The 20,622-nt window shown below is 67.0% G+C and carries 18 protein-coding genes; 9 read left to right on the forward strand and 9 right to left on the reverse strand.

Going from position 1 to position 20,622, the window contains the following annotated elements; genetic code table 11:
* Positions 1–56: 56 nt before the first annotated feature.
* From FHX42_RS12715 to FHX42_RS12735, 5 genes are all read left to right on the forward strand, one after another.
* Positions 57–1,409 carry a lysine N(6)-hydroxylase/L-ornithine N(5)-oxygenase family protein gene (locus FHX42_RS12715; RefSeq protein ID WP_328796087.1) on the forward strand — a complete coding sequence of 451 codons (1,353 nt, stop codon included), beginning with the start codon at positions 57–59 and terminating at the stop codon, positions 1,407–1,409.
* A 47-nt stretch (positions 1,410–1,456) separates the two neighbouring features.
* The gene (locus FHX42_RS12720; protein WP_182544482.1) at positions 1,457–2,119 is read left to right on the forward strand and encodes a pentapeptide repeat-containing protein; all 663 of its coding nucleotides are present in this window, start codon (positions 1,457–1,459) and stop codon (positions 2,117–2,119) included.
* 117 nt (positions 2,120–2,236) lie between these two features.
* Positions 2,237–3,367, forward strand: coding sequence for an LLM class flavin-dependent oxidoreductase (locus FHX42_RS12725; protein WP_407926242.1), 1,131 nt, complete (start codon positions 2,237–2,239; stop codon positions 3,365–3,367).
* A 195-nt stretch (positions 3,368–3,562) separates the two neighbouring features.
* Positions 3,563–3,937 carry a DUF3817 domain-containing protein gene (locus tag FHX42_RS12730; protein ID WP_182544483.1) on the forward strand — a complete coding sequence of 125 codons (375 nt, stop codon included), beginning with the start codon at positions 3,563–3,565 and terminating at the stop codon, positions 3,935–3,937.
* Positions 3,934–4,848 carry a heme o synthase gene (locus tag FHX42_RS12735; RefSeq protein WP_182544484.1) on the forward strand — a complete coding sequence of 305 codons (915 nt, stop codon included), beginning with the start codon at positions 3,934–3,936 and terminating at the stop codon, positions 4,846–4,848. The genes FHX42_RS12730 and FHX42_RS12735 overlap by 4 nt, the downstream gene beginning before the upstream one ends.
* A 1-nt stretch (position 4,849) precedes the next feature.
* Here FHX42_RS12735 and FHX42_RS12740 read toward each other — a convergent pair whose 3' ends face one another.
* Positions 4,850–6,166 (reverse strand): MFS transporter, encoded by a 1,317-nt coding sequence (locus FHX42_RS12740; RefSeq protein WP_182544485.1) that lies wholly within the window; start codon positions 6,164–6,166, stop codon positions 4,850–4,852.
* 218 nt (positions 6,167–6,384) lie between these two features.
* Positions 6,385–6,987, reverse strand: a complete 603-nt coding sequence (locus tag FHX42_RS12745) for a maleylpyruvate isomerase N-terminal domain-containing protein (RefSeq protein WP_328796088.1) — start codon at positions 6,985–6,987, stop codon at positions 6,385–6,387.
* Between the two features lie 131 nt (positions 6,988–7,118).
* Between FHX42_RS12745 and FHX42_RS12750 the strand changes: the two genes are divergently transcribed.
* Positions 7,119–7,688, forward strand: a complete 570-nt coding sequence (locus tag FHX42_RS12750; RefSeq protein ID WP_182544486.1) for a snapalysin family zinc-dependent metalloprotease — start codon at positions 7,119–7,121, stop codon at positions 7,686–7,688.
* A 91-nt stretch (positions 7,689–7,779) separates the two neighbouring features.
* On the opposite strand, the gene FHX42_RS12755 is transcribed toward FHX42_RS12750, so the two are convergent.
* The 7 genes from FHX42_RS12755 to FHX42_RS12785 form a co-directional block, all read right to left on the reverse strand.
* Positions 7,780–8,004 carry a cupin gene (locus FHX42_RS12755; protein WP_182544487.1) on the reverse strand — a complete coding sequence of 75 codons (225 nt, stop codon included), beginning with the start codon at positions 8,002–8,004 and terminating at the stop codon, positions 7,780–7,782.
* A 1,877-nt stretch (positions 8,005–9,881) separates the two neighbouring features.
* Positions 9,882–10,325 (reverse strand): hypothetical protein, encoded by a 444-nt coding sequence (locus FHX42_RS12760; protein ID WP_182544488.1) that lies wholly within the window; start codon positions 10,323–10,325, stop codon positions 9,882–9,884.
* Positions 10,322–11,578: an RAMP superfamily CRISPR-associated protein gene (locus tag FHX42_RS12765; RefSeq protein ID WP_182544489.1), complete on the reverse strand. Its 1,257-nt coding sequence runs from the start codon at positions 11,576–11,578 to the stop codon at positions 10,322–10,324. The genes FHX42_RS12760 and FHX42_RS12765 overlap by 4 nt, the downstream gene beginning before the upstream one ends.
* Positions 11,575–12,801 (reverse strand): type III-B CRISPR module-associated Cmr3 family protein, encoded by a 1,227-nt coding sequence (locus tag FHX42_RS12770; protein ID WP_182544490.1) that lies wholly within the window; start codon positions 12,799–12,801, stop codon positions 11,575–11,577. Before FHX42_RS12770 ends, FHX42_RS12765 begins: the two co-directional genes overlap by 4 nt.
* Complete coding sequence (locus tag FHX42_RS12775; protein WP_235987280.1) at positions 12,798–13,349, reverse strand: RAMP superfamily CRISPR-associated protein; 552 nt, start codon at positions 13,347–13,349, stop codon at positions 12,798–12,800. The genes FHX42_RS12770 and FHX42_RS12775 overlap by 4 nt, the downstream gene beginning before the upstream one ends.
* Positions 13,346–14,728: a Cas10/Cmr2 second palm domain-containing protein gene (locus FHX42_RS12780; protein ID WP_182544491.1), complete on the reverse strand. Its 1,383-nt coding sequence runs from the start codon at positions 14,726–14,728 to the stop codon at positions 13,346–13,348. Before FHX42_RS12780 ends, FHX42_RS12775 begins: the two co-directional genes overlap by 4 nt.
* The gene (locus FHX42_RS12785) at positions 14,728–16,716 is read right to left on the reverse strand and encodes a TIGR03986 family type III CRISPR-associated RAMP protein (protein WP_182544492.1); all 1,989 of its coding nucleotides are present in this window, start codon (positions 16,714–16,716) and stop codon (positions 14,728–14,730) included. Before FHX42_RS12785 ends, FHX42_RS12780 begins: the two co-directional genes overlap by 1 nt.
* Positions 16,717–16,867: 151 nt before the next feature.
* Between FHX42_RS12785 and FHX42_RS12790 the strand changes: the two genes are divergently transcribed.
* The 3 genes from FHX42_RS12790 to FHX42_RS12800 all read left to right on the forward strand — a co-directional run bounded on the left by FHX42_RS12790 (position 16,868) and on the right by FHX42_RS12800 (position 20,331).
* Positions 16,868–17,914: a hypothetical protein gene (locus tag FHX42_RS12790; protein ID WP_182544493.1), complete on the forward strand. Its 1,047-nt coding sequence runs from the start codon at positions 16,868–16,870 to the stop codon at positions 17,912–17,914.
* 552 nt (positions 17,915–18,466) lie between these two features.
* The gene (locus FHX42_RS12795) at positions 18,467–19,120 is read left to right on the forward strand and encodes a CRISPR-associated endoribonuclease Cas6 (protein WP_182544494.1); all 654 of its coding nucleotides are present in this window, start codon (positions 18,467–18,469) and stop codon (positions 19,118–19,120) included.
* 1,034 nt (positions 19,121–20,154) lie between these two features.
* Positions 20,155–20,331, forward strand: a complete 177-nt coding sequence (locus FHX42_RS12800; RefSeq protein ID WP_182544495.1) for a hypothetical protein — start codon at positions 20,155–20,157, stop codon at positions 20,329–20,331.
* The last annotated feature ends 291 nt before the right edge of the window (positions 20,332–20,622 follow it).

A 20,622-nucleotide genomic window follows, 5' to 3' on the forward strand; every position in this document is an offset into this window, starting at 1 on the left:
TTCGAAAACGACTCGCACCGCCCGTGGACACGGGCGACGAGGGGACAACAGTGTCTGTGTCACCGACCGAAACGCAAGGCGCCGTCCACGACTTGGTGGGAATCGGATTCGGTCCCTCCAATCTGGCCCTGGCGGTGGCGATCGAGGAGCACAACCGCCGGTCGAACCGACGGAATCGGCTCGACGCCCTGTTCTTCGAGCAACAGCCGTCCTTCGGCTGGCACAGGGGAATGCTGATCGAGGGCACCACGATGCAGGTCTCGTTCCTCAAGGACCTCGTGACCACGCGGGACCCGGCCAGCGACTTCTCGTTCCTGTCCTATCTGCACGACCGTGGACGACTGACCGACTTCATCAACCACAAAACGATGTTTCCCACTCGAGTCGAGTACCACGACTACCTGGAGTGGGCCGCGGGACGACTCGACCACTTCGCGCACTACGACTCCGAGGTCGTCGAGGTCCGCCCCGTCCTCGTCGACGGCCGCATCGACTACTTCGACGTCGTCGTGCGCCAGGGTGACGATCCCGGCCGGCTCTCGGTGTACCGGGCGCGCGACATCGTGATCGCCACGGGGCTGCGGGCGAACGTCCCCAGCGGGGCCGAACTGGGTGACCGGGTGTGGCACAACCTCGACCTGCTGCACCGGGTCGAGGAACTCGACGGCACGGATCCCGGGCGGATCACCGTCGTCGGTGCGGGGCAGAGCGCGGCCGAGGTCACCGAGTACCTGCATCGCAGATTCCCCCGCACCGAGGTCTGTTCGGTGTTCGCTCGTTACGGCCACACCCCGGCCGACGACAGCCCGTTCGCCAACAGGATCTTCGATCCGCAGGCCGTGGACGACTTCTACTCCTCACCCGCCGAGGTCAAGCGGATGCTGATGGAGTACCACGGCAACACCAACTACTCGGTGGTCGACCTCGAACTCATCGAGGAGCTATACGCCCGCGTCTACCAGGAGAAGGTCCGGGGACGGCAACGGTTGCGGATACTCAACGCCTCGCGGTTGGCCGCCGTCGAATCCCGGCCGGACGGAGCGCGCGTGACGGCGGAGTTCCTGCCGACCGGTGAGCGGGTCGCCTTGGACTCCGACCTGCTGATCTATGCCACGGGGTGCCTTCCGGACGACCCGCTGCGACTGCTCGGCGCGGCCGGGCAGCACTGCCTCAGCGACGAGGACGGTCGGCTTCGCGTCACCCGGGACTACCGGGTGCACACCACGGACGAACTGCGGGGCGGTATCTACCTGCAGGGGGCCACGGAACACACCCACGGCATCACCTCGTCGCTGCTGTCCAACGGTGCCGTGCGCGCCGGGGAGATCCGCGACTCGATCCTGCGACGGCGGCAGTCCCCCGAGCCGGTTTCCCGCCACTCGTACGCCCTCACCGCCGAGCCGGAGTGAACGCGAGTTCCGCATCCGACGGTGGATCCGTCGAGTAGGGTTCGGGCATGGATCCCCGTGCCCCCGCCGGCGGGCGGGCCGTACGACGTCCGTCGTTCGATCCGGCCGATCTGACGGCCGAGGACGTCACTTTTCGGGACGATTTCGACTGCGACGAGGTCGAAGTGACATCAGGTGACTTCACCGGTGTCCGTGGTGGGGGGTCACTGGTTCGGTCGTCGGTCCGGAAAGCGGACTTTGCGGGAAGTCGATTCGCGCCGCTGGAACTTTCCGACGTCCGGTTCGAGGACGTCGACCTGTCCAATGCCTCCTGGCAGTCCGTCAGGGCCAACCGCACGGAAATCCTCCGCGGTCGCGCCATCGGTCTGCGGCTGTCGCTGGAAAGGGCCGACGACGTGTACCTGGACGGCTGTCGACTGGATTACGCGGCGATCCACGTGGAAAAGGTCAGGGGGGCGCTCGTGTTCGCGGAGTGCCGGTTTCGGGAGGCCACGATCACCGGTGACCTGTCGAACGTGATCTTCCACGAGTGCTCGCTCGACGGTGCCGGTTTCGAGGTGAACAAGGCCGTGGACTGCGATCTGCGCACGTCGGACCTGCTCGGGGCGCGCGGTGTCTCGCGTTTGGGGGGCGCGCGGATCACCCTCGAACAAGCCACCTCGGTCGCACCGTCGCTCGCGGCCGAAGCCGGTCTCAGCGTCGAGAGCTAGCGTCCGGTCGCGCGTGCGGGTCCGCACGGACGCCCGGACGTGACCCGGCCGGGCTCCGCCCGCCGACTCCGCTTCCGGTCCACGCCGTCCGTGGGAACAACGGACGGAGTGAACGGGTTGCACCGTTCGATGGACACCGTCGCCAACCCCTCCCGTACCGCGCTCGGCAACGAGCAGCCGTCCGAGGCGGAGTCGCACCCGATCCGAGGAATCGCCCGCGGGGAGTCGCCCGTCCCGCTGTCGGTGCTGGACCTGGCTCCAGTCGGGGTCGACACCAGCCCCTCGCAGGCCCTGAGCACCTCCGCCGAGCTGGCTCGCTCCGTGGAGCGCTGGGGCTACCACCGCTTCTGGGTCGCCGAGCACCACGGGATGCCCGGTATCGCCAGTTCGTCCCCCTCCGTGCTGATCGCGCACCTGGCCGCGGTGACCAACACGCTCCGGCTCGGTTCGGGTGGCGTGATGCTGCCGAACCACGCGCCGCTGGTGGTCGCCGAGCAGTTCGGCACCCTCCAGGCGTTGTACCCGGGCCGGATCGATCTCGGTCTCGGCCGCGCTCCCGGTACCGACCAGGGCACCGCCCGCGCGCTGCGGCGCACGACCGGACCGCTGTCGGCCGACGACTTCCCCCAGCAGCTCGGCGAACTGATCGCCTTCCTCGATGACGACTTCCCCGCCGACCACCCCTACGTCGACGTCCACGCGATCCCGCACGGGCCGATGCCGCCCGTGTGGTTGCTGGGCTCCAGCGGCTTCAGCGCCCAGGTCGCGGGTTCGCTCGGACTGCCGTTCTCCTTCGCCCACCACTTCAGCGCCGACAACACGTTGCCCGCGCTCAAGCTCTACCGGGACTCGTTCAAGCCCTCGGAGGTGCTCGACGAGCCGTACGCGAAGATCGGTGTGCAGGTCGTCGCGGCCGACACCGACGAGGAGGCCCTCGAGCTCACCCGCCCCATCGCGCTGAGCATGCTGCGGCTGAGGATGGGCAATCCGGGCCGGATGCCCACCGTCAAGGAGGCCGCCGAGTACCCCTACTCCGAGCGGGAGCGGGCCTTCGTGGACAACTGGCTGGCCGATGCCGTCTACGGCTCACCCGAGACGGTGCGTGCCGGCCTCGACGAGCTTCGCGAGCGCACCGGCGCGGACGAGCTGATGCTCACGGCCAACATCCCCGACCGGGACGCGAAACTCCGCTCCTACGAGTTGATCGCGCGGGCGTACCGCTTTCCCGGGGTCACCGTTCCGCAGTGACCTCGGCGATCGTGACGTGGTCGGGAACACTGTGCGGCACGGTCGCCGCATGGGTGTGCGACACGTGACGTAGGGTCTGTTGGAACGAAAACGTGTGGTGGTCGCGTCTCGCCGTCCGGTCGTCGCTCCCGGCGTGACCAACTTCTCGTCATCGGCACGGGGTTGGCGACGCGAGACGGGATTGAGGGAGTTGTCGTGAAGCCGAGTGTTCTGTTGGCCTGCTATCGAGTCATGGCCTACGTGACAGCCGTCCTGCTGATCGCGCTGTGTGTGGCCGTGGTGCTCAAGTACGGCTGGCCGGACGGAAGCGGCATCCAGCGGTTCGGTGAGACCTGGACGACCACGATCGGCATCGCCCACGGGTGGCTGTACATGGTCTACCTGCTGGTCGCGCTCTTCCTCACCAGGCTTCTCCGGGTTCAGCTCGGGAGGATGCTGCTGGTCCTGCTCGCCGGGACCGTGCCGTTCGGTGCCTTCTTCGCCGAGCGCAGGGTGGTCCGCTGGTATCGGGACTGGGCCGGTCGGCACCAGGACGGAGCCGCCGCCGACACCCGGTCGGCACTGTCATGACCGCCACGCGGACGGCGCGGCACTCCGGTCCACGCACCGTGCTGAGTGCCTACGTGGCGCTGACCAAACCCCGTGTCATCGAGCTGCTGCTCGTCACCACGATCCCGGCGATGTTCCTCGCGGCCAGGGGGATCCCCGACCTCGGTCTGGTGGTGGTCACGCTGCTCGGCGGGGCGATGGCGGCGGGCAGCGCCAACGCGCTGAACTGCGTCGCCGATTCCGACATCGACGCCGTGATGGACCGCACCAAGTCACGACCGCTGGTGAGCTACAGCGTCCCGCGCAGCCATGCGCTGGTCTTCGGCATCGCGCTGAGCGTGCTCTCCTTCGCCGTTCTGGGCCTGGGAGCGAACCTGGTGGCGGCCGGTCTCGCGCTCGCGGCGACCCTGTTCTACGTCTTCGTCTACACCCTGGTGCTGAAGCGGCGCACCTCCCAGAACATCGTTTGGGGCGGGGCCGCCGGATGCATGCCGGTGGTGACCGGCTGGGCCGCGGTGTCCGGCACGGTCGACTGGCCGGCCGTGGTGATGTTCGGCGTCGTGTTCCTGTGGACCCCGCCGCACTTCTGGTCGCTGGCCATGAAGTACCGGGACGACTACGAACGTGCCGGGGTTCCGATGCTGCCCGTGGTCGCCACCCCGCGCCAGGTTTCCGCCCGCATCCTGGCCTACTCGTGGGCGACCGTGGCGTGCACGTTGTTGCTGTTCCCCGTGACGAGCTGGATCTACATCGCTTCGGCGCTCCTGGTGGGAGCGACCTTCCTGGTCGTGGCTCAGCGGCTGCACGCCTCGGTGCGCCGAGGCGACGACGTCAACCCGATGAAGCTGTTCCACTTGTCCAACAGCTATCTCACGGTCCTGTTCGTCGCCATCGCCGTCGACGCCGCCGTAGGCCTGCCGGTGCTGGGGTGAGTCAGGTCGTGGCGGGTTCCTCCCCGGCCGGTGCGAGTGTCGCGGCCCGGTTCCCGCGGTGGGTTTCGGTCAGCCAGTAGCTCGACAGGAACGAGATCACGGCGAGCACGATCGCGTAGCCCGCGATCGCCATCGACGATCCGGTCCATGCGAACAGCGCGGTGCAGATCATGGGGGCGATGCCGCCACCGAGGATCGAGGCCAGCTGGTAGCTGATCGAGACCCCGCTGTAGCGGAATCGGGCGTCGAACAGTTCGGAGAAGTAGGCCGACTGGGGGCCGTAGACCGCGCTGCGGCAACACTGCACGACGAAGCCGCCGATCAGGAACAGTCCGATCATCCCCGTGTCGACCAGCAGGAAGTACGGCACCGCGAACAGCGCGAGTACCGCCATGCCGCCCAGGAACATCGGACGTCGTCCGATGCGGTCGGACAGCAGTCCGAAGAGCAGGATCAGCGGGATGTCGGAGAAGCTCAGCAGCGAGTTGGCGTTGAGGACGGTGGTGCGCTCGTAGGCCAGTGTTTCCGTGGCGTAGGAGACCATCCAGGTGCTGGTGATGTAGAAGGTGGCGTGGGTGCCGATGAACGCCCCGGTAGCCAGTGCGAGATTCTTCGGGTGGGTGCGCAGGACCTCCAGCAGCGGTGTGCGCGTCTTCTCCTTGTTCCGCATCACCTTCTCGAAGACCGGGCTCTCGCTGATCTTGAGCCGGATGATGAAGCCCGCCATGATCAGTACGGCGCTGCACAGGAACGGCACGCGCCATCCCCAGGCCATGAACTGCTCGTTGCTGAGGCTCGCGGAGACGATGGAGAAGGTGACGTTGCCCAGCAGCAGACCGGCGGGCACGCCGATCTGCGGCCAACTTCCGTAGAAGCCCCGCCGGTGATCCGGTGCGTGTTCGACGGCCATGAGCGCGGCGCCGCCCCACTCGCCGCCCACACCGATGCCCTGGGCGAAACGCAGCAGGACGAGCAGCACCGGTGCCCACACCCCGATGGTGGCGTATCCGGGCAGCAGGCCCATGAGCAGCGTCGCCGTGCCCATCAGCGTCAGCGACCAGACCAGCATCGGTTTGCGGCCCACGCGATCACCGAAGTGGGCGAACACGGCACCGCCGAGAGGCCGGGCGATGAAGCCGATGGCGAAGCTGGCGAAAGCGGCCAGGGTGCCCATCACGGGATCGAACGAGGGGAAGAACATCTGGTCGAACACCAGGGCGGCGGCCGTGCCGTAGATGAAGAAGTCGTACCACTCGATGGTGGTGCCGATGAGACTGGCGAGTGCCACGCGCCGGGGAGGTGCCTGGGTGATGGCCATGTCGGGCGCCCTTCGTGGTCGGGGCCGGATTCGTGAGCCGTACTGTGCGCCAAATAACTAACGCTGTAAGTTTTAGGGCACGGTAATGACCACGGGACGCGAGGACAAGAGGGGTGGTGCGGGGAGTACCGCCACGGGAAGGCCCGACCGGTCCGGGGCCAGCGCCGCGCCGAATGCGACGGCTCAGGAACGCTTCTACACGTTTCCCGAACGGTGCTTCAGCGCAGCACGGGGAACACGGGCGGCTCGCCCCGTCCGGTGGCGGCCTCGATCAGCGCGACCGGATCGGCCACTTCGGCGAGCAGCAGGGTCGTGTCCCGGACGGGCTCACCGGCCATCGGCCCGGGCATCGTCATGCCCAGGGCCGAAGCGATGTCGAAGTAGTGCACGACCGCTTCCATCAGGACGATCCGCCCCGCTTCGCCCCGGGGCACGATCCCCATGCCGGTGTAGTCGATCGGGCGCGTGGGATCGAGCTGCTCGCATTCGGCGATGGCCCGGGGAGCCGTCGTGGTGAACGCTTCGACGAGTTCGGAGGTCGAATGCGCGGCGGCGTGCTCGACGGCCTGATGACGGAGTTGGTCGGCCATCGCGTCGGCCGGACCTCCCGCCCGCTGCATGTCGGCGAGTAGCTCGGCGCTACTGGTGTGAGTGAGTGCTCCCCGCGCAGGAGGTGCCGCGTTGAGCGCGACCAGCCCGGCCGGAAAACCACTGTGGTGGGCGTAGACGTGCTTGGCGTTCCAGCCTTCGAGTCTGGTGGGCCGGGACCACTGCTCGTCGTCGAGCTTCTCGCCGAGTTCGGCCCATGCCCGCCATGCCACTGCGAGGGCGCTCAGGCTCGTGATTCCTCCACTGATCGGTGGCCCGGCCGTGCCACTTATGACTGTTCCCGGCCTGGCTCGGCGCGGCTATGTTTCTCGACCGCCCGTCGTTTCCGTCCCGAGGAGGATAGATGAATCCGTTCAGGTCGAGATCCGTTTTCGCCGTTTTCGCGATCGCACTGCTGGCGCTGGTCGGGCTGCCCGTGGCCGGAACGGCTGTGGCCGCCCCGGAAGCGGCCCCGCGTGTGGTCACCTACGACGCCGGCGGAGCGGCCGATTTCCGCGACGTCGTGGACGAGGCCGCGCGGATCTGGAACAGCAGCGTGGACAACGTGCGGTTGGAACCCGCCGATGGCTCCGCCGACGTGGTCGTCGTGGCAGATGACGGCTGGCCGCGCGCCCGGACCGACGGGCTGGGGCGCGGGAAGATCTGGATGGGTCGGCAGGCCGTCGACCAGGGCCACGACCCCACCCGCATCGCCGCGCACGAGTTCGGCCACATCTTCGGACTGCCCGACCGCCGTACCGGCGTCTGCGAGGAGCTGATGTCGGGTCACAGCGCGGGCACCGACTGCTCCAGCGCGCACCCCAACGGGGAGGAAGCCGCCGAGGTGGACCGGAACTTCGCCGCGGGTGTGGCTGTACCGCCCGAGCTGTTCGTGGACTCCGCTCCGGCCGCTGACCAGCAGGTTCGTTACTGATCCTCGCGGCTCCGGGAGCCGGGGCCCGTCCCGGCTCCCGGCTCCGTCGCCGGTGGTGAACTCTGCCCCCCGTGCGGGCGAGGCCGGTTCGCTACACGCTGTCCTTTCGCTCGACGACGAGGCTCCTCGCTTCCGGTGCGGGGTGAGCGACGTGTTCGTCACCGATGTCGGCGTGGCAGACGCGTCCGTGAGCGAGGCGTTCGATCCGTTCCCGGTCGTCCTGGCGGTAGTGCATGTCCACGGCGCCGTCCAGGACGACGAAGACCTCCGGGCCGTCGTCGACGTGCCGGACGTAGGGCTGGTCGGTCCAGTGCAACCGGACGTCGCGTGCTCGCCCTGTCCGAGGTCGTGCTGTTCGACATGGCCCTCCCGCTGCAGGTCTTCGCCCACCCCGACCAGCGTCGTCGTTACGCCGTCACCGTCTGCGAGCCCACACCCGGCTCGGTGGCCGGCAGCGTGGTGGGCCTGCCGGCACCTCGACGAACGGCTCGCCGTCGCCGACATCGCCCACCGCGTCGGCCGGGGTACCGTGGCCAACCTGCGGGCCTTGCCGGCTGGCGACGCCCACACCACTCCCAGCGCCTACCGCCGCGCGTGCCAGGGCCGACCGCCACGGGCGTCGACCGAGACGGGGCGGGTCGCGCAACCCGGCACCTGCCGACGTTCGTCGGCGTCGGGGTCCCGATTTCGTTATCGTGCCGAGACCCGGCGGTCCTGCCTCGCGGTATCCGCCCGGCAGGAGACCGAGGACACGGGACGTCGTCGCTCCTCGGGCTCGACACAGTGAGCGCGCCGTGCTCGCCTGCGGGACGAGCACTGTTTTCCCTGGTGGGAAGTGGTGCCCCCGGTAGGACTCGAACCTACGACCTAGAGATTAGAAGGCGCCCGAGCAGCATCGACACCGACAACGACCAGCGACGATGGTCACATCGTCGGCCCCGTCATCCCGCTGTGGCCACCCGTGTCGACTCCATTTCGGGTCACGGAGTGGGTCACGACGGCGAAGTCCTGACGCGGCTCGGTCCGGCTTGATCTCGCTCAGTCTCGGACCAAGGGGAGTGGTTTTCCAAGGTGACTTCGCCGGGCCGGCGGTACCGATCGATCTGATGCCGAGGCGGATGGGAACAGCGGTCCTGGGGTGTGGTTGACGGCTACTCTCGTGGCATCCTGGATGCCCGATCTTCAGTGAGCCAGCCCGACGAAACGTCAGACTTCCGGCTTGCTGGACACGACCCGCTGTTTAACAAGATCACACCGGATATGCCCAGCGGTTTTACTCTCGGGTCCGCACCGCCCCTACGAGGGATCGCAACTGTCCTGCTGGTTCATGATGTGGCCCTTCCTTGGGTCCGCACCGTCCCTACGAGGGATCGCAACACCTTTTCGACGTCCTCCGCAGGAATGGGGTTATGGTCCGCACCGTCCCTACGAGGGATCGCAACCTGTGACGGCTGTAGCCGACACCAACCACCACATCCCCGGTCCGCACCGTCCCTACGAGGGATCGCAACACTTCCTGTTCTGCCTTGATCATTCGTCCGCCTGCCGGTCCGCACCGTCCCTACGAGGGATCGCAACGGGAACCGGCCGGATACGCGGGCGGTCACGGCGCGGTCCGCACCGTCCCTACGAGGGATCGCAACAACGGGTCGGTGGAGCTTCCCGAGATCATCAACTTGTCCGCACCGTCCCTACGAGGGATCGCAACTGGAACGACCCCTTGCCGGTAGCGCGGGCGAACCGCGTCCGCACTGCCCCTACGAGGGATCGCAACTCGTCGAGGGTGATCGTGGCCTTGTTCGTGTCGGGTTCGGCCCGTACCGTTCCTACGAGGGATCGCAACGCGATGTAGGCCATCTCCAGGCACGTCGCATCGAGGTGTCCGCGCCGTCCCTACGAGGGATCGCAACTCGAGGTCTGCTTGTCCACTGCGTCGGTCCCACCGGGTCCGCACTGCCCCTATGAGGGATCGCAACTCCATCGCCCCGTACAGGTTCAGCAGCGCTTCGAGGGTCCGCACCGTCCCTATGAGGGATCGCAACGCAAACGCCGCAGCCAATGCGGCCTGCGGCGAGGGTGTCCGCACCGCCCCTACGAGGGATCGCAACTAGTCACACAGGTTGTAGCTGCCGATGCGCAGGCGTTGGTTCGTCGTAGTCGCCCTCGTAGTCGCCCTTGCGCAGGGTGATCGCGCTATGCCTGATGTGTGGATGCGTGGCCGAGGAAGGCAGCGGTGGTGCGACGCAGCGGCGTGATCTGGATCATGGAGTGCTCGCCCAGCACGTTGTCGCTGCCGCGGTACTGCTTGACCTGGCCTTCGTCGGGCATCCAGTGCCGCAGCGGGGTGATGCTGGGTTCAGCGATCGACTCGGACGTAGTCCAGAGGTCGTCTTCCTGCTCGTTGTTGTTGGCGAGCAGAGCGGCCCACCAGTGGGCGCCGTCGATGCGCACTCGGAGCCACCGGCCGGTGCTCCAGGCCCAGACATGGGTCGTGACCGGTGGTGTCGCGGGCATGGTCTCAAGGTGGAAGCCCTCGACGTCGGCCCAGGCTGCCGTCCAGGATTCGGTGACAGCGTGGAGCTGGTTCCACGTGTCGGCATCGCGGCGGCCGGTGCCGCGCAGGGTCCAGGCGCTCATGAGTGCTTTCCGTTCGTGAGCAGTGCTGCCAGCTGGTTCAGGTTTTCGGGTGGTGTCCAGGACGGGGCAGTGATGCGGACGGTGCCCAGTCCTCGAGTGGTGTTGGAACCGAGCCCGATGAGCCCGTCGTGCAGATCGGTGGCGACGGCTTGCAGGAGAAGCCGATCTGTCTCGTCGAGCTCGGCGAGTTCTTCGACGAGCAGCCGGAACTGCCCGGCGGTGATGACTTCGTCGCGGTAGAGGAGTGCGTCGGCAGCGCCACCGGTGAAGCGGTCGATGGCGACGTGCTGACGCTTTTCCGCGTGGGCTTCGGTGATCCGGGCATCCAGCACGGCCACGGCGGCTCGGCGAGCCTGGCCGTTGTCACCGCTGTAGCCGAAGAGCCAGCAGGGGCGGCAGTCACCGCACCGCTGATCGCGGCACGTCTGTGCTCCGACGACTCGGCAGATGTACTCGACGCGGGAGCGCAGAACGCCTTTGAGGCTGGAGCCGGGCAGGATCGGGTAGCCCTCGTCGTCACGCATGATGCGGCTGAGATCGGTTCCATCGTCGTCTTCGACGGCCTTGCCCGTGCCCATGTGCAGCCCGTCGACGATCTCCATGGGCAGGTCGAGTACCTGCGCCGCACCAGCGGACTCACCGGGGGATTTGTCGGGGTTGGGATAGGAGTTCTGTTGCTGGATCCAGGCCAGCAGCCCTTCCGTGGTGGTCAGGTCGTAGTGCTCGGTGCCCCAGCCGACGACGGCGCAGCGCCCGCTGCCGTGGCTGGCCCCGCGCCCGAACTGCGGATGCCAGGTCTTCACGGCTTCGAGGAAGGCGAGGTACTGCTGCTCGTCGGGATCGTCCCAGCGCAGCATGATGTCGAACTCGGTTCCGGAAGGCAGCTGTTGCACGGAGTGGAAGGTGCTGTTGCTGGCGGCACCGCGCTCCCGGTCGATGGCGGTGCGGGCATGGCTGGACAGGGCCTCGTCATGAGGTATCGATGTCCGAGGCACGGTGCCGAGCACCTGGATGGCCGAGGGTTTCTTCGTCTCCTCCGGAGTTCCTCCGAGAACACCGACGAGCCGATCGTCACCGCGGCAGTGGTCGCGCAGGCTTCCGGCGACCGTACTGCCCGGCAGGTGGATGTTGCCGGCCGGGTCGCGACGCAGCTTGAGGAGGTGTCCTCCCTCGGAGGTCTTGGTCGACTCCGGGCCGGTGACCCCGCCGGAGGCCAGCATTCGCACCCGGACGGTGAACAGGGTGACCTTCACTGGTCGTACTCCAGGTAGTCGAGGATCTGGTTGTAGCGGTCGGCGTCGGTGACGCTCAACAGGCCTTCGAGAGCTGCGATGATCTTTGCGGAGTTCCGGGCCGGGTCGAGCTCTTGTCGAAATATCGAGTCGTCCTGCCTGCCCTGTCGCACCTGTTGCGTGCGTTTGCGAAGCGCTCGAATCAGGATCGGGAACTTCTTGTGCCCACGAAGGGGTGCGACCGTTCCTTTCCAGTCGGGGAGGCCGCGTGGCGGTTCGGGCATGCGGTAGAGCGCTCCGAAGCCCTCGCGGCGGCGTAGTCCAACCCCCCGGGCCATGAGCGTGCGGCGGGCAGCTTCGCTGGCGGTTTCGCTGCAGCGCAGGCGGTACGTGGATCCAGCCGCGATGACGCGCTCGGTCGGCTTGGGCAGACCGCTGGCGGCGTGCCAGCCTCCGACCTCCTCCCAGCGGGTCCACTTGTCCTCGATGTCGACGTGGTCGACGCCGAGGACCTCGGCCAGCTCGGTGGTGTCGGGGCACTCGGACGGCATCCCCAGTCCGTCGACGAAGATCCCGGGTCCGGCCAGTCGGAGCACGATGACGGTGCCGTCCTGCTCGACGGGATCGGGTTCGGTGTCGGTGTCGAGGTCGACGGTGGCGCGTCCGCGTACGCTGCGCCCGCCTCCGAGCAGGAGCGCGTCGATCGGTTCACCATCGAGGTGGAGGGCTCGTACGGCAGGTCCGTAGACCCAGCCGTGCAGACGTGTCCTGGCGGGCAATGTGCTCTGGTTGAACAGTTTGCCGTCCTCGGCTACGCCGCTGGTGTCCAGCGAGGCTCGGGTGCGGCTGTCCCGCGCCACAGCACCGTTGGTGACCCCCTTGCTGCTCTCCAGCTTCTCACCACAGCAGTCACAGATGTCCGCGTTACCGTCGGTGGCCCTGTCCCACCACAGCTGCTTGCAATCCTTGCTGGGCTCGTACTTGTGCGTCTTCACACTGATCGGCACGGGCAGGCTCGCCGCCGAGTGCAGGGGGCCGAAGCTGCCCTCGCCCTCGAAGATCTCGGCGAACTCGGTGTCGTCGGTGGAGGGCGGGCCGTGGTGGCGAATCCAGGCCGCGGCCAGTGCCCCGCGGAACACCGTGCCGGGCACGTGGTCGTGGGTGTCCTGGTGGAAGTGCGCGCGGGCCTGGCGGGCGGCCATGGGCTCGTCGAGGGTGACGGTGACGCGGATGGCCTCGGTCATGTTTTCAGCTCCAGGAAGCGGCGCACGCTGTCCTCGTCCGGTTCGTGGTTGGTGCACTGGATGCTGACCCAGCCCAGTCCGCGGCGGCGCAGCGCCCCGACCGAGCGGGTGGCCTGGGCGGCGATGGTCAGGATCGCCCGGTGCGCGGCGAACTGCTCGGCATCCAGGTGGCCGTGCTGGGTGATGGCAAACGTCGCGGATGTGGCGCCGGCTTCCTCGGCGACGGCCAGCATGTCGGACTTGGCGGTGTGCGTCTCCTCGTCGATGCTGACCCGAGCAGCCGGTCGAGTACCGTGCCACTGATCGGCAGAAATGTGCGCGCGACTCCACCTCCACGGCGAGGGCTGGGAGCCGGAGCCGAACACTTCTCGTGCTGCCCGGGAGTCTTGGCCGAGCAGACTGAACGCGGTGGCCCGCATGACGCCCTTCAGGCTGGTGGCGGGCAGCGGATCGGCAGGGTCCAGGGTGGTATCGACGCCCGAGTCGGCGTGGCCGAGTGAGACGCGGAAGGGACCGTGGAAGGCGATGCGGAACTCGAGCGTGTTCATGACTGAGACCACCACCGCACCATCCCCAGGGCGTCGAGAAGATCCATTGCGTTTCCGCTCACGAACGGTCCTACTGCGGAGTGGAGGCCACGCCGCCCGACGTGCTCGTCCCGAGCTTCCGTGGCTCCGCCTTCGCCCTTCCGGACAGCCCGCTGAAGCTGGGCGAGTCGTGACCGAGTCGAGGGGGTGAGCCCGGCCAGCTCGCGGAGCGCTTCCCACTGCTGGCGCAGCGCGCTGTGCGGCACGCTGGGACGTCCCGTCGGGGTCGGGCCCTCGTTGGTGATGTCCTGCCAGGCGAGGGCGGCCCTGTCCCCGCGGTGCTCCTGCTTAGCCTTGCCCAGCAGGCTCTCTGCGAGCTCGACGACGGTGGAGAACGGCGTCGTCTCGTGGTGGATCACCAACCCCACCGACAACGACGGCAGTGTGGTGGCCAGCTCGCTGCTGAAGCGTTGCAGGTGCTGGTCGAAGGAGTGCTGCAGCTCTTCGGCGAATCGCCAGCCGTCGTGGACGGGCACGCTGACGAGCACGTCGTCCCCACCGACCAGATGCGGGATCACGGGAAGCTTCTCCCGGCCCTGGTGAACGCTCTGGACCGCGCTGACGAGGGCCTGCCAGGTCGCCTCGTCGAGGAGCTGTGCCACATTGAGACTGGTGCCGGGGGATTTCCGCTGCTTGCCGCGGACCTGTCTGATGAATTTGCCGATCGCGTTGCCGTCGGCGTGCAGCGTGGCCAGGTGCGTGTTGTCGTCGTTCGGCCCCTGGCGGGCGAGCACCTGGAACTCGTCGGGCAGGGGTGCGGTCTCGTCGCCGAGTCGCTTCCGCAGCTCACGTTCGGCACGGGGGATACGTCGTCTGCTGGTGTTGCGCCCGGAATTTCGCGGGTCGTTGCGCAGCAGGCAGTCCGCGCACAGCGCCGTTTCCTGTCCGTCGTCACCGACCCCGACGACCTCGGTGGCCGGCCACGTGCGGCACCACTGGCAGGGTCGGCCGGGTGGCCACTCCGCGACCGGTGCCGGCCAGTCGCGCTCGGCGACCGGATCGCCGGTGCGGGCGTCGAGATAGGTCTCGCCTCGCCAGTACGTTGCTTGAAGGCTGGCGGCCGGAAGGTGCTGACGCAGATGGCTCGCGACTGCTTCTTCGACCTGCCTGATCCCGTCTTTGGATCCGGTGAGCAGCTGGAGGGAGACCACGCCGTCCACCTGGCCGGCCACTTCGTTGATCTCGGCCAGGCCCTCGACCAGCGCGAGGGCCTTCTCGATCTCCTCCCGCTCGGTCGCTCTACTGATCATGGCGGAGGCGCCCCGGCGGCCGCGCAGCACCGGTGTCCGGGTCAGCCACGACTGGATGCGCACCACCCCGATGTCCAGGTAGTCGGCCATCAGCGATCACCCGGCAGCGGCTTCTGGCGAGGCAGTTCCACTGATTGGTCGTCCTTCACGATGGGCAGGGACTGGTCGGGGGCACTCACGTCGGGCAGGGGAGCGAGGGGGTATCCGGTCCGCACGCCCTTTTCCTCCTTGAGCTCGGCACCGGAGCTCTGCTGCCAGAAGTCGTAGCCGTCGTCGAACTCTTTCTCTCCGCGCTTCGACCAGGAGGCACCGGGCGGGTACCAGACCGTGTCCGGGTCGACGCTGCTCGGATCCAGCACCTTCGCCACCAGCGGACCGATCTCCTGCAGGGTGTCCTTGCTGGACTCCGACCGTTGGAACTCGTCGAGGAACTCCGCCACGTCATCGAGGCTCACTTCGGGGCCCGGCGCTCCGTATCTGGTGCCGGAGTAGCGCACCCAGCCCGCCTCGCGATCGAGGGAGATCGAGCAGGTGCCATAACCCAGCGACCTGCCGCCGCCGAGGTGATGCCGCAGTCCCTCGCGCTCGAGCAATAACCCGGGCTGCAGCACTGCCAACAGGCCACCGAGCTGCTCGCGGTCGAGGTCGGTGAAGCTCAGCCGAGCGGTGAACTCGGTGCCGGCCGGAAAAGCCGCCGCCTCGGCGAGCATCTCTTCGTTCGTCTGATGCTCGCGAGCTGTACCTCGTGCAGGTGGCTCCTGCCCAGCGGGCGGGGTGTGCCAGTAGTACTTCCGGCCCCGAAGACGCCGCCTCTCCTGCAAGTCGGCGGACGAACTCCACTCGCGCAGCGGAGGCTTGCCCGCGTTGCCCACTGTCGAAGGGTCGTTGACGAGGTAGAACTGACCCGCGCCCGGGCGGGGCGCCCCCATCGGAGGCAGCGTCACCTCCAGCGGCTGCACGTCCGTCGTGGCCTGGGCGTCCCCGAACCGCACGTGCCCGCGGTAGGAGTTCTGCCTGGCCACCTCGTCGTCCTTGCCCTTGACGTCGGCGGACCCGAACATGCGGCAACTCGGACAGAGCTTGTTGACGGAGCAGCACGGGGGGAAATCTTCGGCACGCTCGCCGGCGGTGTCCCCCTCATCGGCCGGATGACGCCAGATCATGGCCAGCCGCAGGTCGGTGACTCGCTGTCCGGAGGAGTCCGTCCGGACCCAGACCGGCTGACCGGGGGAGAGCTGCGAGCTGGCTACGTAGCGCCAGCCCAGCTTCAGTTCGGGGGCGTTACCCTGCTGTTTGGGATCGTACTGGAACGTGACGTCGACGAACCTCTGGTCGCTGCCGCGCCTCTCTTGCTGGGCGGTGCGCTGATCATCGGTGCCTTTCACGGCACGCTGGAACCGCTGCCACGCCGACTCCGAGACGTCGGCCGAGTGACTCGTGAGCTTGCCGACGTGGGCGCGATACGGATGTTTCGTCTCACGGGCGCTGGCGTTGCTGAGAAACAACATCCACTTGCCGTGCTTGTTCCGCTCGGCGTCGGTGGCCATCCCCTTCTTGAAGTCTTCGATGCTCAGCAGCTGCCCGGAGGTTAAGGTGCCGTCGCTGTTGAGCTGCTGAAGCAGGTCCTGGCCCACGCGTCGTCGCGGTTCCTCGTCATCGCAGAGCCGTATGGTCGGTGGTTGCTTCGGATCGTCGTGCTGGGTGACCTGTGCCAGCCGAAGGTCCGCTGGCACGTCCGACTCGGCGCTGTCGCGGTAGGTCGGGGAGAAATTGGCGTTGAACACCCGCAGGCATCCGTTCGCCAGCGTCTCGTGCAGTGACCGCAGAGCTCCCTTCAGCGACGAGCCCGGGATGAATGGCGTTCCGTCGGGGTGAAGAGGCAAGCTCGGGCCGGGGTCCGAGCCCTCTGATAGCCGGGTGATGTTGCGAACCAGCAGCGGTGCCTCGGCCGTGATCCTGATATGTAGCGCTCCCGACAGCAGGTTCGGGTCCCCGAGGTGCCCGTGCGGACGCTTCCGCACTGGTGGTCTGCTGGGGAAGGGGACGAACGTGTACGGGTTGACGAACGTCTCGTCCATGTATTGCCTCCAAGGTGACCCCTGCCCTGGGACGTCGATCACCGCGACTTCGCCGACTCGATCATGAGCTACGGTACCGAACGTGATCCACTCGTAGGGGAGAGTGATGAAAATTCCTGGGGATCGAGAGCGAAAAAGGCCGCTGCGCTGGGTGAATAGCGCCAAGGGTGCGGACGTGGCGAACTTCCTGCTCGTCGTGGCGACCGCGCTGACGACGGCGACCGTCGCCCTGGTCATCGAAGACTTGCTGGCCAAACCCGTATGGAACCCCCAGTTCGTCTGGTACCGCGGTCTTGCTCTGCTCGCCGCGATCCTGCTGGCGTTCTTGGCCGTGTACTGGCGTTCGAGAGTCTGGCGCAACGCGGGCACCCTGTTCTACGTCCACCTGCTCGACGAGCGGATGCGAGATCTGCGGACGGCCTCGTTGACGTCCGCTACCAAGCAGCGCATGTCGTCGCGTTCCCTAGTCCGCTGGTCCGACCTGGACAGCCAGACGATCGAGGGAGTCATCGACCTGCACCAGTCGTGCCACGAGATGGGTGCGGCTCTGGAGACCGCTATTAACACCGATCGCGATGACACCGGGTGCACCATTGCTCCGAACATGCTCTGGCCGACTGCCCTGGCCGTCGGTGCGTACTTGCCGACCAGCCGCGAGTTACGACTCCTGGAGCTCTCCCCCAGCAATGAGCACGAGTTCGAGCTGCAACGAGGTGGTTCCGGTGGGGTGGACGTGAAGTGCCACGAGACCGTTGCGGACCAAAGCGGTCGAGTCGGGGTCTGGCTGGCGTTCACTCCCATGGCCGAGAAGTTCTCCACCGGCGCCTTCGAGCAGTTCGGTGTCGAGACCGTGCACGTCCTCACCGCCGGCGGGAGCATCCCGAGCCGGGATAACCCACCTAATCACGACGGTGCGCGCTTGAAGCAGCTCGCCCGGGAAATCGCAGGGCAGCTCGTCCGCGTTAAGAGAGACAGCGGAAACAGGGAGCTCGTCGTGGTCGCCATGATCCCCAAGACCGTGGCTCTGACCGTCGGCTGGCACCTCTCCCAGTACGAGTGCCGCTTCTTCCAGGGTACCCACCTCATACACTACGACTACGCCAGAGACGTTTACATCCCAATGCGCGTGCGCCCCTCTCAGCCGAGCACCCCACCTCGACGAAGCGGGGCTCTGCACGATTCGCAGCCCGCGGAGTAAGATCCGGTCAGCAGGCCCCGGCGTCGACATGCCAGACTGGCGGCCTGCTGCCGCAGGGCGGCATGTTGATCTCATAACAAGCACTGTGACCTGCGATTTTACTCTCGGGCTCGCACCGTCCCTACGAGGGATCGCAACCCGGTTTCCGCGACATGACGGCGCCCCCCGGCCAAGCTCGCACCGTCCCTACGAGGGATCGCAACATGCCGTGATCCTGCTTGTAGAGGTACACAGCCATGCTCGCACCGTCCCTACGAGGGATCGCAACGGAACGAGGACCGGGCCTACGAGCTGGTTCTGGTCGTGCTCGCACCGTCCCTACGAGGGATCGCAACCCTTCAGGTAGGCGCACCAGTAGGACACGAGCCCGTGTCGCACCCGTCCCTACGAGGGATGGCGAAGCCAGCTGGGTGAATCGGGCCCGTCGCTGGCGCGGCGTGTGGTAGACCTCGGGGTGATCACGAGGAGGTCTGCGTGCGGCTGCGGGTGGAGCTGACGACGAGAGCGACGGAGATCCCGAAGCGGGACGTGCTGCGACCGGGTCGGGGGGTCATGTACGGCCTGCTGGCCGAGAACGCTCCGTCGTGGGGAGACCGGCTGCACACCTCCGGTCTGGGCCCGCACGGGCTGGTGCCGATCGGGCACAGCGCCCCGCGGTTTCCCGAGGCGCGCGCTCGCTCTGGCGTGCATGCGGCTGGCGGGCCGGGCGTGGTGGAGTTTTCCAGCCCCCTGACCGAGATCGCTCACGCGCTGAACGCCGGACTGCAGGAGAGGTCCGTGCTCGACTGGGGCGGCGTGGCTCTACAGGTGCAGCGAGTGACCCCCGTGTTCCCGCCGCTATTCTCCCACGGAACAGCGGAACTGAGCACGGTCACCCCGGTCGTGGTCAAAGGTCCACCAGGGCGGGACGAACACGGCCAACGACTACGCAAACAACGCTGGTTGCTTCCCGGAGAATCGGACTGGGAAACCTACTTCGTGAACAACCTGCGCCGCAAGGCCGAAACCCTCGACCTCGACCCCGACGTGAAACTCGAGATGCTGACGCGTGTGGGCCGCAAACACTCGCTCGCGGTCGGCCGAGGCACTAAAATCGGTGCCGAGGTAGCCTTGCGGTTGTCCGGCCCACCAGCGACCCTCCAGGCACTGTGGTCGTGGGGGCTCGGTGCATCGAATTCCGCCGGCTTCGGGGCGGTCACCGTATAGCCCAACTGTCCCCTGTGCTGTGCTCCCTGCTGAGGCCGTGTCGGACGGCAGTCGCGGCATGTTGTCAGTGATTGACCTCGTGGAGTCCTGTAGCGTGCTTTTCAGCGAGTCGGGCCGAGGCTGTGCTTGACTTCCGGCTTGCTGGACACGGTCCGCTGTTTAACAAGATCATACCGACTATGACCAGTGGTTTTACTCTCGGGTCGCACCCGTCCCTACGAGGGATCGCAACTTGGGCTGTTTGCCCCACCAGGGGTCTTGCAGTGTGGTCGCACCCGTCCCTACGAGGGATCGCGACTTGGGCTGTTTGCCCCACCAGGGGTCTTGCAGTGTGGTCGCACCCGTCCCTACGAGGGATCGCAACCCCGGGACGACTTGTTCCAGCTTCACTGTGGTCGTGTCGCACCCGTCCCTACGAGGGATCGCAACGCGAAGGTCATGGTGCCGTTGCGGTAGTGGGGGAAGGGTCGCACCCGTCCCTACGAGGGATCGCAACGTGACGACCCGCTGCGCTTCGAGGCGCTGGAGGGCGTCGCACCTGTCCCTACGAGGGATCGCAACAGGGCGCGGGCTGCAGCGACGAGTGCCTGTGCGCGTTCGCATCTGTCCCTACGAGGGATCGCAACGCAATCGCGGCTTTGACGGTGGTGGTGGAGACGCTGAAGTCCGCACCGTCCCTACGAGGGATCGCAACTCCCACCATTGCTGCGCGACGGGCTCCGCCCGCAGCAGCGTCCGCACTGCCCCTACGAGGGATAGCAACCCGTGTACCAGGAGCCCGGTGTCGTCGGACCAGGCATGTCCCCACTGCCCCTATGAGGGGTAACAACTGCTTCGACCACCTGCGAGTCGCGTTGTCTGCACGGCCCTGCGAGGGATAGCAATGGGATGCTGGTGAAGACGAGTCGAGACCGCCGTGTTCGCGCCGTCTGCGCAACGTTGACACGGTGCGTGCGGCTAGCTACGGACCGCTGATCCGCATTGTCTCTGTAAAAACCGCAACTTCCCGAGTCATTACAGCTAGTCTTCACGTTATGAACGAAGAAACACGCACAGCGCTCCGGAACTACGACTGGATGGTCCGCAACCGAGGACTCGGTGATGTGGAGTTGGCCTGGGACTCCGACACCATCGTGTATGGCAACGGTGGCGCTGTCATCGATACCTTGTGCGAACCAGGTTTCACGCCCGCTACTTCCGAGCCGGAATGACCTACCGGAGGCAGGACTCGTAACAGCAAGAGGAGCAACTGAAGTACCGCGATGAGTGGGCTCGTGGGAGAGCTCTCCCGCAGGCCCATTCGTTCAGCGTCCCCTGCAAGGTCTCCATGGGCGCTGGCGTTGTTCTGGTCCTCGTGGTGGCAGACGCCATGGACCGGTGTAGCGAGCGCCGCATCCGGTGCAGTGGGCGTAGTACATGCAGGACAACGGGCCAAATGTTGTGGAGGGGTGTGCTCGTAGTTTATCGCCGTCGACCTCAGTGACGAGGCCGGGACATTCCGG

Origin of the sequence: Halosaccharopolyspora lacisalsi (assembly GCF_014137975.1) — a bacterium.
GTDB lineage: Bacteria > Actinomycetota > Actinomycetes > Mycobacteriales > Pseudonocardiaceae > Halosaccharopolyspora > Halosaccharopolyspora lacisalsi.